Origin of the sequence: Streptomyces sp. NPDC056987, assembly GCF_042673865.1 — a bacterium.
Taxonomy (GTDB): domain Bacteria; phylum Actinomycetota; class Actinomycetes; order Streptomycetales; family Streptomycetaceae; genus Streptomyces.
The window spans coordinates 161,888-173,576 of sequence record NZ_JBHURV010000010.1 but is presented as its reverse complement, the minus strand read 5'-3'; the positions used below and the strand labels follow the sequence as shown (position 1 = coordinate 173,576).

The 11,689-nt window shown below is 71.1% G+C and carries 12 protein-coding genes; 8 read left to right on the top strand and 4 right to left on the bottom strand.

What is annotated here, in order from left to right; translation table 11 throughout:
- Positions 1 to 117: 117 nt before the first annotated feature.
- Both ACFTZC_RS14620 and ACFTZC_RS14615 read right to left on the bottom strand, forming a co-directional pair.
- On the bottom strand, positions 118 to 321 hold the full coding sequence (locus ACFTZC_RS14620) for a hypothetical protein (protein WP_382889448.1): 204 nt from the start codon (positions 319 to 321) through the stop codon (positions 118 to 120).
- On the bottom strand, positions 318 to 764 hold the full coding sequence (locus ACFTZC_RS14615) for an ATP-binding protein (RefSeq protein ID WP_382889446.1): 447 nt from the start codon (positions 762 to 764) through the stop codon (positions 318 to 320). The genes ACFTZC_RS14620 and ACFTZC_RS14615 overlap by 4 nt, the downstream gene beginning before the upstream one ends.
- A gap of 231 nt (positions 765 to 995) precedes the next feature.
- Between ACFTZC_RS14615 and ACFTZC_RS14610 the strand changes: the two genes are divergently transcribed.
- Complete coding sequence (locus tag ACFTZC_RS14610; protein ID WP_382889444.1) at positions 996 to 2,279, top strand: XRE family transcriptional regulator; 1,284 nt, start codon at positions 996 to 998, stop codon at positions 2,277 to 2,279.
- Entirely contained in the window at positions 2,276 to 2,815 is a 540-nt protein-coding gene (locus tag ACFTZC_RS14605) for a GNAT family N-acetyltransferase (protein ID WP_382889442.1), read from the top strand. Before ACFTZC_RS14610 ends, ACFTZC_RS14605 begins: the two co-directional genes overlap by 4 nt.
- Positions 2,816 to 2,838: 23 nt before the next feature.
- Here the strand turns inward: ACFTZC_RS14605 and ACFTZC_RS14600 are convergent, their stop codons facing one another.
- Positions 2,839 to 3,930: an amidohydrolase family protein gene (locus tag ACFTZC_RS14600; protein ID WP_382889440.1), complete on the bottom strand. Its 1,092-nt coding sequence runs from the start codon at positions 3,928 to 3,930 to the stop codon at positions 2,839 to 2,841.
- A gap of 111 nt (positions 3,931 to 4,041) precedes the next feature.
- Between ACFTZC_RS14600 and ACFTZC_RS14595 the strand changes: the two genes are divergently transcribed.
- The 5 genes from ACFTZC_RS14595 (at position 4,042) to thpD (ending at position 8,846) form a co-directional block, all read left to right on the top strand.
- Positions 4,042 to 5,184, top strand: a complete 1,143-nt coding sequence (locus ACFTZC_RS14595) for a pyridoxal-phosphate-dependent aminotransferase family protein (RefSeq protein WP_382889438.1) — start codon at positions 4,042 to 4,044, stop codon at positions 5,182 to 5,184.
- A gap of 329 nt (positions 5,185 to 5,513) precedes the next feature.
- Entirely contained in the window at positions 5,514 to 6,062 is a 549-nt protein-coding gene (ectA, locus tag ACFTZC_RS14590) for a diaminobutyrate acetyltransferase (RefSeq protein WP_382889436.1), read from the top strand.
- Positions 6,063 to 6,179: 117 nt separating this feature from the next.
- On the top strand, positions 6,180 to 7,448 hold the full coding sequence (gene ectB / locus ACFTZC_RS14585; RefSeq protein WP_382889434.1) for a diaminobutyrate--2-oxoglutarate transaminase: 1,269 nt from the start codon (positions 6,180 to 6,182) through the stop codon (positions 7,446 to 7,448).
- 100 nt (positions 7,449 to 7,548) lie between these two features.
- Positions 7,549 to 7,947, top strand: coding sequence for an ectoine synthase (locus ACFTZC_RS14580; RefSeq protein ID WP_365808728.1), 399 nt, complete (start codon positions 7,549 to 7,551; stop codon positions 7,945 to 7,947).
- A 2-nt stretch (positions 7,948 to 7,949) separates the two neighbouring features.
- Positions 7,950 to 8,846, top strand: a complete 897-nt coding sequence (gene thpD / locus ACFTZC_RS14575; RefSeq protein ID WP_382889432.1) for an ectoine hydroxylase — start codon at positions 7,950 to 7,952, stop codon at positions 8,844 to 8,846.
- 201 nt (positions 8,847 to 9,047) lie between these two features.
- Here thpD and ACFTZC_RS14570 read toward each other — a convergent pair whose 3' ends face one another.
- Positions 9,048 to 10,451 carry an aminotransferase class I/II-fold pyridoxal phosphate-dependent enzyme gene (locus tag ACFTZC_RS14570; RefSeq protein WP_382889430.1) on the bottom strand — a complete coding sequence of 468 codons (1,404 nt, stop codon included), beginning with the start codon at positions 10,449 to 10,451 and terminating at the stop codon, positions 9,048 to 9,050.
- A 165-nt stretch (positions 10,452 to 10,616) separates the two neighbouring features.
- Here ACFTZC_RS14570 and ACFTZC_RS14565 point away from each other — a divergent pair, with 165 nt between their 5' ends.
- Positions 10,617 to 11,585, top strand: coding sequence for a hypothetical protein (locus ACFTZC_RS14565; protein ID WP_382889428.1), 969 nt, complete (start codon positions 10,617 to 10,619; stop codon positions 11,583 to 11,585).
- The last annotated feature ends 104 nt before the right edge of the window (positions 11,586 to 11,689 follow it).

Genomic DNA, 11,689 nt, shown 5'->3' with positions numbered 1-11,689 from the left:
CTATGGATCCCAGCAATCCGGCGATGTCGGCGATCAGCCACCAGACTTCCCAGCGGCGCGTCAGCGGGATGTGGCGGTCAAAAGACCGATGGACGCGTGTACGGCGCCGGCTGCCGGTCACTGCTCGCCCCGGGCGCGTGGCGGGCACTCGGCCTCGCAGATCCACAGCCGGAACAGCAGGCCCCGGTAGCGCACGTCACCGAGCACACGGCCGGACATTCCCAGATGCCGGGCACACCGGGCACAGTCGATGGCCATCTGCTGCCGGGGCCGCAACCGGGCCAGGTCCGGGAGGAGCTGGAGCGAGGGCCGGCCGGTCACTGTTCGGCCTCTATGAGGAGCTCCGCCCAGACCTCTTTGGCCCACGTGCGCCCGCGTCTTCCGTGGAGTTCGTAGCCCCAGCGGTCGGCGATCGCGTCGATGAGGAACAGTCCGCGCCCGGACTCGTCGTCGGCATCGGCCGGGCTGAGTACGGGCAGTCGTGAGGGGGCGCGGTCCACCACCCCGATGCGTACCCGCCTCGCACTCGGCCGCCCGACCATCAGGCAAATCGAGGCGCACGGGGTGTGCCGGACGGCGTTCGCGATCAGTTCGGACATGACCAGCGCGGCGCGGTCGGCGAGGTCGTCAAGGCGCCATACGGCGAGGGCGTCACGGACGAGCTTGCGTCCGACCTCGGCCGTCTCCGGCTCGCAGGGAAACGTTTGGCTGTAGGCGGGATGGCCGACGGCTGCGGCCTGAACTGGGTTACTGAGACTCGTCATTGGTGGAGCCTTCGTCGTTGTCTCGGCGCCCGGCTCGCCCCGTCGGAGGACTCCAGGGGCGGACCGAGCCGTCAACAGCCGCCCACAGGGCTCACGAGCGGCCAGTAACCAGACAACTCGCTTTTGCAGCAACATGGTTAGGACGATCGGGAGGGTATGCGATGGAATGCCCTAGGGTGATTTGACCTCCTATTCCCTGACAGACAGCGATCGTGGGGCTACGGTGCAGGGATGGACGTCATGCGTAATACGGCTCTTGAGGTGTGGATGGCCGAGCACGGGCACAGCTCCAACAGCCTGGCTGACGCCGTGAACAGAGCAGTTGAGCGGCTTACCGGGCGGGCCGGCGGGTTGGACGGCTCCTCCGTCCGGTCCTGGAAAGCGGGCCGGGTCAAGTGGCCCAAATCGGCCACCCGCAGGGCCCTTGAGGATGTCACGGGCTTACCCGCCATCTCTTTAGGGTTCGTTCCACGGGGCCGGACATCGCTCACACCAGCCCCATCGCAGGAGGACCCCGACTTGAAGCGCCGTACCCTCGTGGGCGGCGTCGCAGCCGCCGCAGCAGCGGCAGCCGCCCCAGGCACCGCAGCCCCCCGCCGTATCGGTATGAGCGATGTCGACCGTCTACAGACGCGCTTCGCCGAGGTCATCGCCAGCGACCACCGCCACGGCGGACAACGCGGCATCGAGCAGCGGGCCGCCGCGCTTGCCAACGAGGCGCTGAATCTTCAGAACGCCGGCAGCGCGACTCAGCGCGTACGCAGCAGCCTGTACGCGTGTGCGGCGTCGTTCCTCTCATCGGCGATGTGGGCGGCGATCGACAGCCGCCGCTACGACGACGCGAAGGGGCACATGCGCGAAGCACAGGCCCTCGCCGAGATGTCCGGTGACCAGGCGATCAAGTTCCGCATCTGGAGTCACGCGGGGACCATGTACCGGCACATGGGCCGCCCTGCCGAAGCCCTCGCCGCCAACGATGTCGCCCGCAATCTGAACATCACGCGTCGTGATCCCCTGTTCGCCTCCCTCGGCCTGGCCCGTCAGTCGGCCATCCGTGGGACGGCGCAGGACCGCACCGGCACCCGCCGCGCGTTCGAGCAGGCGCAGGACGCCATGTTGCGCGCCGATCCGGCCGACTTCCGGCCTGTGTGGATGCTCGCGTTCTACGACCAGGCCGAGCTGGATTCGCTCGCGCTCTCGGCCTTTCTCGCTCTCGGCGACTACCAGACAGCCGAGTTCCACGCTCACCGCTGTCTGTCCGCCCTACGGCCCCACATGCGCCGGTCGCTGGCCATTACCACGACGCGGCTCGCGCACGCCCAGCTCGCGCAGGGTGCCGCTGACGCCGCTATGGTCACCGCGATGTCGGTCTCGTCCGACGCCGCTACCCAACACGCCCGCGTGTCCCGCATGCTTCAGGAGTTCGGCGCCGCACTGCGCGCCACTGCGCCGGGCAGCTCTACCGCGCAGATCTGGACCGAGCACACCCGCGACGCTTGGAGGACACCCGCATGACCACGGCACCGGCTATCCAATTCCGCACGTTCACCGCTCTCGGAGCCGCCCGCGGCGACCTGGTCGACGTGTACGCCGACGTGCGTGCGCCGCTGCTCCACCTGCCGAACTACGCCGTGACCGCGTTCGGTGAACGCCTGGACCGGCACGGGGGTGAACCGGGGTTCGTTGCCGTCCTCGGGTACGCGGACGGGCATCCGATCGGCTACGCCTACGGCAACACGATCGAGCATGGTGACCGGTACTGGCAGCGCACCACCCCGGCCCCGGCGGATGAGTACACCGCGCATCCAGCCGTGGCTCTGAAGGAGATCGGTGTGCGCGCCGCGTGGCGTGGCACGGGGACCGCCCGTCGTATCCACGACGCCCTCCTCGCCACACGCGACGAGCCGTACGTCACGCTCATGGTCAACCCGGCCGCCGGCGACGGAAAGGTCCGCTCGCTGTACAAAGCATGGGGGTACCAGGACATCGGGCGGAGCCAGCCCTCAGCAGCCTCGCCGGTCCTCACGGTGATGATCCGCGCAATGCGCTGACCGGTCTGACCGGCGCGGACACGTCAGCCCACCACCCGCCCGTTCAGCACGATCCGCCGCGGCGCCGCCAGGACCCGTACGTCCGCCCTGGGGTCCTCGTCGTACACCACGAGGTCGCCCGGTGCGCCCTCCTCCAGGGACGGGCGGCCCAGCCACTGCCTTGCGCGCCAGGTCGTCGCGGAGAGGGCCTCAAGGGGCGGGATGCCCGCGGCCACCAGTTCCGCCACCTCGCCGGCGACCAGGCCGTGGGCGAGACCGCCGCCCGCGTCGGTGCCGACGTAGACCTCGATGCCCGCGTCGTACGCCGCGCGCACGGTGTCGTAGCGGCGCTCGTACAGCCGGGTCATATGGGCCGACCAGCGCGGGAACCGCTCCTGGCCGCCCGCGGCGAGGCGGGGGAATGTCGCGATGTTGACCAGCGTCGGGACGATCGCCACGCCCCGCTCGGCGAAGAGCGGGATGGTGTCCTCGGTGAGCCCCGTGGCGTGTTCGACGCAGTCGATGCCCGCCTCGACCAGATCGCGCAGCGCGGCCTCCGCGAAGCAGTGCGCGGTAACCCGGGCGCCCAGCCGGTGCGCCTCGGCGATGGCCGCCTCCACCTCGGCGCGCGGCCAGCAGGCGGTCAGGTCGCCCGCGTCGCGGTCGATCCAGTCGCCGACGAGCTTGACCCAGCCGTCGCCGCGGCGGGCTTCCCGGGCGACGTAGGAGACCAGGTCGGGGGGCTCGATCTCATGGGCGTAGTTGCGGATGTAGCGGCGCGTACGGGCGATGTGGCGGCCCGCCCTGATGATCTTCGGGAGGTCCTCGCGGTCGTCGATCCAGCGGGTGTCCGCGGGTGACCCGGCGTCCCTGAGCAGCAGGGCGCCCGCGTCCCGGTCCCCGAGCGCCTGCTTCTCGCTGGTGGCGTCGTCCACCGCGCCGTGGTGGTCGAGGCCGACGTGGCAGTGGGCGTCGACCAGTCCGGGCAGCGCCCAGCCGTGGACCGTACGGACGTCACGGGCGCCCGCGGGCCGGTCGAAGGTGATTCTGCCGCCCACCACCCACAGCTCGTCCCTGACCTCCTCGGGGCCGACCAGCACCCGTCCCGTCACCCGCAGCACCGCGTGATCACTCATATGCAGCACTGTACGAGGCCGTGAGTACCCTCGACCGGAGGGATTCCCCGCCCGGCCGGGCAGGGGGTCCCTCCCCCGCTCCCCCGATCCGTCCCTGAAGAGAGCACCGCCGTGACACCTGCGCATCCGCTGCTTGACCTGCCCCCGCTGACCGCCGCGCACTTCGCCTCCGTCGAGCGCCGGTTGGCCGCCCTCCTCGCCACCGGGAACGATGTCGTGATCACCCAGGGTGAGGCCCTGCTTCCGCTGGAGGGGTGCATCCGGGGCGCCGCGGGACCCGGCACGACCGCGCTGAACGTGGTGACCGGGCCGTACGGGCAGACCTTCGGGAACTGGCTGCGGGACTGCGGCGCGACCGTCGTGGACCTGGCGGTGCCGTTCCACACCGCGGTGACCGCCGCCCAGGTCGAGGAGGCGCTCGCCGCGCACCCGGAGATCGACTTCGTCTCGCTGGTGCACGCGGAGGCCGCGACCGGCAACACCAACCCGGTGGCCGCGATCGGTGAGGTGGTACGGGCCCACGGCGCGCTCTTCATGCTGGACGCCGTCGCCTCGGTGGCCGCCGAGCCGCTGCTGACCGACGCCTGGGGCGTGGACCTGTGCGTGATCGGGGCGCAGAAGGCGATGGGCGGGCCCGCCGGGGTCTCGGCGGTCGCGGTGAGCCCCCGTGCCTGGGAGCGGTTCGCCGCCAATCCGCGGGCGCCCCGGCGCTCGTACCTCTCGCTGCTCGACTGGAAGGAGCGCTGGATCGACGCGGGCCGCAAGGCGCTGCCGCACGCCCCGGCCCAGCTGGAGATGCTGGCGCTGGAGGCGTGCGTGGAGCGCATCGAGACGGCGGGGCTGGCGGCGGTGACCGGGCGGCACGCGGCCGCCGCTGCCGCCACCCGGGCCGGCGCCCTGGCGCTCGGGGGCGGTCTGGCGCCGTTCGTCCACGAGGCGGCGGAGGCCGCGCCGGTCGCCACGACGCTCCGTACCCCCGCCGGGGTGGACGCCACGGAACTGGTCGCGAAGGCGCTGGCCGCCGACCCGTCGCTGCCGCTGATCGCGGGCGGGGGCGCGCTGGCCGCCGGGATGATCCGGGTGAACCACTACGGGGCCGACGCGACCGGTGACGTGGTGCGCTCCTGCCTCGATGCGCTGGGGGCCGCGCTGGCGGGAGCCGGGGTCGCGGTGGACCGGCCGGGTGGCGTCCGCGCGGCCGAGGCGGCATGGGCGGCCGTTCGCGCGGACCGGTCCGACACGACCGGAAATTGAAATCACCCCACCTGCCAAATGAATTCACGAATACGGGGAGCTGCTTTATTCCGAGCAGCTCCCCGTATTCTTCTGCCCGCTTTTCATTGGCCTAAACGCCCGGGTTCCGACACCCCCGAACCCGCGATTCCGACGGGTCTCACGAGCGTTACGGACATGTGACCGAGCCCACAATGACCACCGATTTGCCCGGATTTATCCGCATATAGTAACCCCAAACCCGGTGGGTCCGCCACCGCACCCGCGCCCGCGCGATAACACAGGAGCTCATATCTCCCAACCCCTGCCGAAGATGCACTTTGCCCATTTGCTCGGTAAATTCAATTCACATGACCGCCGCACAAGCAGACCTTGCAGGCGCCCGAAGCGAATTCAACCGACCCCTGACGATCGACACCCCACGAGTGGAGGACGGAGCCGCGATCTGGCGCATAGCCCGCGACTCCGAGGTCCTGGACCTCAACTCCTCGTACAGCTACCTGCTCTGGTGCCGTGACTTCGCCGCGACGTCCGTCGTCGCCCGCGACGGCGGAGGCGAGCCGATCGCCTTCGTCACGGGGTATGTCCGGCCCGAGCGCCCCGAGGCGCTGGTCGTCTGGCAGGTGGCCGTCGACGCGAGCCACCGCGGACGCGGGCTCGCCGGCACCCTGCTCGACGAGCTGACCGTCCGGGCCGCCAAGGAGCTGGGCATCACGGCCGTGGAGACGACCGTGACCCCGGACAACACCGCCTCGGACCGCCTGTTCACCGCGTACGCGGCCCGCCACGGCGCGCCGCTGGAGCGCGAGGTCCTCTTCGACGGCGGGATGTTCCCCGACGGGGTGCACCAGCCGGAGGTGCTGTACCGCATCGGCCCGCTCGCGCCGCTCGCCCCCTGAGCCCGCCCGGCCCCCTTCCCGTACGCGGCCACCCCCGTACGGGACGCGTGTGACCTCCGTACGTGACGCACACGCCCTCCCCGCGCTTCCTCCTCTCACACCGGCTGGAGACCCCCCATGACCATCACCCCGCCCGCACTGAGCGTCTTCGAGACCCTCGAATCCGAGGTACGCAGCTACTGCCGCGGCTGGCCCGCCGTGTTCGACCGCGCGCAGGGCGCCCGCCTGACCGACGAGGACGGCCATGGCTACCTGGACTTCTTCGCCGGTGCCGGATCACTCAACTACGGTCACAACAACCCGGTACTGAAACGGGCGCTGATCGACTACATCGAGCGGGACGGCATCACCCACGGCCTCGACATGGCGACGACCGCGAAACGCGCCTTCCTGGAGTCCTTCCAGAACGTGGTGCTCCGGCCGCGCGACCTGCCGTACAAGGTGATGTTCCCCGGCCCGACCGGCACCAATGCGGTCGAGGCCGCCCTCAAGCTGGCCCGCAAGGTGAAGGGCCGGGAGTCGATCGTCTCCTTCACCAACGCCTTCCACGGCATGTCGCTGGGGTCGCTGGCCGTCACCGGCAACGCGTTCAAGCGCGCCGGGGCCGGTATCCCGCTGGTGCACGGCACCCCGATGCCGTTCGACAACTACCTGGACGGGCAGACGCCCGACTTCCTCTGGTTCGAGCGGCTGCTGGAGGACCAGGGCTCCGGGCTGAACAAGCCCGCGGCCGTGATCGTCGAGACGATCCAGGGCGAGGGCGGCATCAATGTCGCGCGCCCCGAGTGGCTGCGCGCGCTGGCCGACCTCTGCCACCGCCAGGACATGCTGCTCATCGTCGACGACATCCAGATGGGCTGCGGCCGCACCGGCGCCTTCTTCTCCTTCGAGGAGGCGGGCATCACGCCGGACATCGTCACGCTGTCGAAGTCCATCAGCGGGTACGGGCTCCCCATGTCGCTCTGCCTCTTCAGCCCCGAGCTGGACGTCTGGGAGCCGGGCGAGCACAACGGCACCTTCCGGGGCAACAACCCGGCCTTCGTCACCGCCGCCGCGGCGCTGAACACGTACTGGGCCGACGGGCAGATGGAGAAGCAGACCATCGCGCGCGGCGAGCAGATCGAGCGCGCCCTCGACGCACTGCGCGCCGAGTCCACCGGCGACGTACCCGAGATCCGTGGCCGCGGCCTGGTCTGGGGCATCGAGTTCGCCGACAAGACCCGCGCCTCCGCGGTCTGCGCCCGCGCCTTCGAGCTGGGGCTGCTGCTGGAGACGTCGGGACCGCAGAGCGAGGTCGTGAAACTGCTGCCGCCGCTCACCATCACCGCCGACGAGCTGGACGAGGGGCTGCGGACGCTGGCCCGCGCGGTCCGCGACACCTCCTGACCGAACCGGAACCGGCACACCGACCCGGCACACCGCCGGGACGCCGGCATCACCGAACAGCGACCCCGTCACCGTCGAGAGAGAAAGGGCTCAACGCACCGTGATCGTCCGATCGTTCAAGGACATCGAGAACACCGACCGCCATGTGAGGTCGGCCTCCGGCACCTGGGAGAGCAAGCGCATCGTGCTCGCCAAGGAGAAGGTCGGCTTCTCCCTGCACGAGACCGTGCTGTACGCGGGTACGGAGACATCGATGTGGTACGCCAACCACATCGAGGCCGTCCTGTGCGTGGAGGGCGAGGCCGAACTCACCGACGAGGAGACCGGCGAGACCCACTGGATCTCCCCCGGCACGATGTATCTGCTCGACGGGCACGAGCGCCACACGCTCCGCCCCAAGACCGATTTCCGCTGTGTCTGCGTGTTCAATCCCCCCGTGACCGGGCGGGAGGACCACGACGAGAACGGCGTCTACCCGCTGCTGACCGAGGAGGGCTGACCATGACCACCACCCCCGTGCACACCGATCTGTACCCGACGCGCGGCCGTGGCGAGGTGACCACGCCGAGGCAGGACCCCGTCGTGTGGTCCCCGCCCGGCGCGGCGGGCCCGATCTCCCCGGACGGTCTCGGGGCGTTCGAGCGGGACGGTTTCCTCCCCGTCGACCAGCTGATCGGCCCGGACGAGGTGGCGCTCTACCGCGCCGAGCTGGAACGGCTGATCACGGACCCGGCGGTGCGCGCGGACGAGCGCTCGATCATCGAGCCCAAGTCCCAGGACGTACGGTCCGTCTTCGAGATCCACCGCATCAGTGAGATCTTCGCCGGACTCGTGCGCGACGAGCGGGTGGTGGGCCGTGCCCGGCAGATCCTCGGTTCCGACGTCTACGTCCACCAGTCCCGGATCAACGTGAAGCCCGGCTTCGGCGCCTCCGGTTTCTACTGGCACTCGGACTTCGAGACCTGGCACGCGGAGGACGGTCTGCCGAACATGCGGACCGTCTCGGTGTCGATCGCGCTGACCGAGAACTTCGACACCAACGGCGGCCTGATGATCATGCCGGGGTCGCACCGGACGTTCCTCGGCTGTGCGGGTGAGACGCCGAAGGACAACTACCGGCAGTCGCTGAAGATGCAGGGCGCCGGCACGCCCTCCAACGAGGCGCTGACCAGCCTCGCCGACGCGCACGGCATACGGCTCTTCACGGGCAAGGCCGGGTCCGCGACCTGGTTCGACTGCAACTGCATGCACGGCTCGGGCGACAACATCACGCCGTACCCGCGCAGCAATGTCTTCATCGTGTTCAACAGTGTGGAGAACGCGGCGGTCGAACCGTTCGGGGCGCCGGTGCCCCGGCCCGAGTTCATCGGGGCGCGGGACTTCACCCCGGTGCGCTGAGCCGGCGCACACCCGAGGGGCGCGGGACCGGTCAGGAGGACGACCGGGCCCGCGCCCCTTTCCCGTGTCAGGCGGCCGAGTCGTCGCGTCGCAGGGCCGGGTAGTCGATGTACCCCGGCTCGCCCCGGCTCATTCCGCCACGCCCACGCGCGCGGGTCCGACGGCCCATGCCGCTGGGCGGCCCGTGCGGCGGACGTGCTCTCAGCCCAGTCGGCCGGCCGACGCCGACGCCGCCAGGGCGATCAGCGCGGCCGTCTCGTCGAGCGCGTCCTCGTCGTCCGTGAGCCTGCTCGTGGCGATCCGTACGTGCGGCAGGGCGTACGCGACACAGAAGCGGCTGCCCGGGGAGACCGTGACGCCCCGCGCGGCCAGGGTGACCAGCGCGGACGCCTCGTCCGCCACCGGCACCCACAGCATCAGCCCGTCCCGGTTCGCGGTGTGCACCCCGCGCCGGGCGAGCCGCCCGGCGAGCCCCTCGCGCCGCAGGTCGTAGCGGTGGGCGGCGGCCCGTACGGTCCGGGTCGCGGCGTCGTCGGTGAGGAGATGAGCGAGGGCGTCCTGGAGGATCCGGCTGGTCCAGCCGGTGCCGAACGTCCGCAGCACCCGGGCCCGTTCGACCACCTCGCGCGGCCCGCCGATCACCGCGATGCGCAGGTCGGGGCCGTACGCCTTGGAGTACGAGCGCACCAGGACCGTACGGTCGGGCAGGTGGGCGCCGATGCTGGCCACCGGGTCCGCGGCGAGCGGGCCGATGCCGTCGTCCTCCAGCACCATGACGTTCGGGGCGCTCTCCAGCACCCTCGCCAGCTCCGCCGCGCGCTCCTCGCCGACCGTCCAGCCGCACGGCGCCTGCGCCCTGGACTGGTGGAGGAAGAGCGCGGGCCGCCGCTCCAGCGCCTGGGCGAGGGAGCCGGGCAGCGGCCCCTCACCGTCGCAGGCCACGGGCACGATCTGCGCGTCGAGCGCCTCCAGGATGTCCAGCAGCCGCGCCGCCGTCGGGTCCTCCACGGCGACCCGGTCACCCGGCACGATCAGGGCCTGGCAGAGCAGTTGCACCCCCTCGTAGCCGCCGCCCACCGCCGTCCACGCCGCCGCCTCGAACGGCCAGGTGTCCCGTACGGCGTCCAGCAGACCGTCCGTGACGGCCGTACGCGAGTAGTCGTTGAGCCGCGGGGTGCGCGCGCCCGCGAGGAGCGCGTCCGTCAGTCCGGGCAGCAGCGCCGGGTCGGGGGCCGCGACCGCGAGATCCAGGGTGAGATGGCTGCCGAGATCGCCGACCCGTTCGAACCGGGCCGGGTGCGGGACGCTCGGCGGGCCGCTGACCACACTGCCACGCCGGCCCAGCGTCGTGATCATCCGGTGTCTGCGCAGGACCGCCCACGCCTCCGCGACGGTGCCGGGGCTGACCCCCAGCGCGACGGCGAGCGCGCGCACGGTCGGCAGGGCGCTGCCCGGGGCCAGTTCGCCTGAGCGTATGAGGTCGGTCATGGCCGCCGCGACCCCCCGCGCGCTGGGGTCGGGGATGCGCCCGGCCAGTCTGACCGCGCCCTCCGGCCCCGCCGCCCATGCCTTGTCCACCGTTTCGTTCTCCCGCCTCGCCGACACGCTCCGTAGATTACGGCACGGAAAATTTATGTTCGGACACAAAACACATCTTGTTTGACCTATCGCTGAACAATATTGTTCCAGCCATCGCACGGCCGAATATTGCTTATTCGGCTTGATTGTGAACCATGCGAGAAGTGCACCGAAAAGCAAGGAGCGTCCGCTGTGTCATCTCCCGTGATCCATCTGGGGCTACGTGACTGGGACCACCTCGTACCACTGGCCTCCGGCCTGGTGGACGTGGCGGGCTTCACGGTCCGGGTCGACTCGCGGGAGGTCACCCCCGACGTGCTCGCCGAGCCGGGACTCGACGGCGGCGAGACCTCGTTCAGCCGCTACGTGCAGGCCCGCGCGGCGGGTGACGACCGGCTCGTCGGGCTCCCCGCGTTCATCATGCGGGGGTTCCGCCACCGCTGCGTCCTGGTACGGGCGGACAGCCCCTTCCGTACCCTCGCCCAGCTCGCCGGAGCCCGGATCGGGCTCACCGGCTGGCCCGACTCGGGCAACACCTGGACCCGGGCGCTGCTGCGCGGCGCCGGGGTGGATCTCACCGGGGTGGAGTGGCGGGTGGGACCGCTGACCGCCGGGGAGTCGGGCAAGGACCGGGTGGGCGGGCGGCCCCTCCCGGCGAACGTCTCCGTCCTGGCCGAGGGCGACTCGCTGGAGGAGGAGCTGGCCGCGGGCCGGCTGGACGCGGTCCTCACCCCGTTCATGCCGGCGGAGCTGTTCACCTCCGCCAGCCGCTTCCGGCATCTCCTCGACGACCATCCGGCCGCGGAGCGCGCGTACTGGGAGACCACCGGATTCGTCCCCGGCATCCATCTCGTCACGCTCAAGAAGGAGACGGTCGAGGCCCACCCCGCCCTGCCGGCCGCGCTGCTCTCGGCGCTGGAGCGCTCCAAGCACCGCTGGGTCGCCCGGCGCCGGCTGCTCACCGACACCACCCCCTGGCTGCTCCACGAACTCACCGAGTCGGCCCGGCTGTTCGGCGACGACTGGATGCCGTACGGGGCCGATCCCAACGCGGCGATGACCCGCGCCTTCTGCGAGGAGCTGCACGCCCAGGGGATCTGGCCGGAGCCGATAGACCCGCGGGTGGTCTTCCCCGACCCGGCGCTCGCCACCGCCCGCTGACTCGTCAACGCCGCTGACTCCCCGCCGCCCACTGACTCTTCGTCGCCCCGCCGACTCCCGTCGCCCACCGCCTTTCCTTCGCCGGTCCACCGAGCCACCTCCGG

What these genes read in the sequence shown, in the direction of transcription:
- ACFTZC_RS14615 (WP_382889446.1), bottom strand. Translation starts at nt 764, where the DNA reads ATGACGAGTCTCAGTAACCCAGTTCAGGCCGCAGCCGTCGGCCATCCC.
- ACFTZC_RS14610 (WP_382889444.1), top strand. Translation starts at nt 996, where the DNA reads ATGGACGTCATGCGTAATACGGCTCTTGAGGTGTGGATGGCCGAGCAC.
- ACFTZC_RS14605 (WP_382889442.1), top strand. Translation starts at nt 2,276, where the DNA reads ATGACCACGGCACCGGCTATCCAATTCCGCACGTTCACCGCTCTCGGA.
- ACFTZC_RS14600 (WP_382889440.1), bottom strand. Translation starts at nt 3,930, where the DNA reads ATGAGTGATCACGCGGTGCTGCGGGTGACGGGACGGGTGCTGGTCGGC.
- ectA (WP_382889436.1), top strand. Translation starts at nt 5,514, where the DNA reads ATGACCGCCGCACAAGCAGACCTTGCAGGCGCCCGAAGCGAATTCAAC.
- ectB (WP_382889434.1), top strand. Translation starts at nt 6,180, where the DNA reads ATGACCATCACCCCGCCCGCACTGAGCGTCTTCGAGACCCTCGAATCC.
- thpD (WP_382889432.1), top strand. Translation starts at nt 7,950, where the DNA reads ATGACCACCACCCCCGTGCACACCGATCTGTACCCGACGCGCGGCCGT.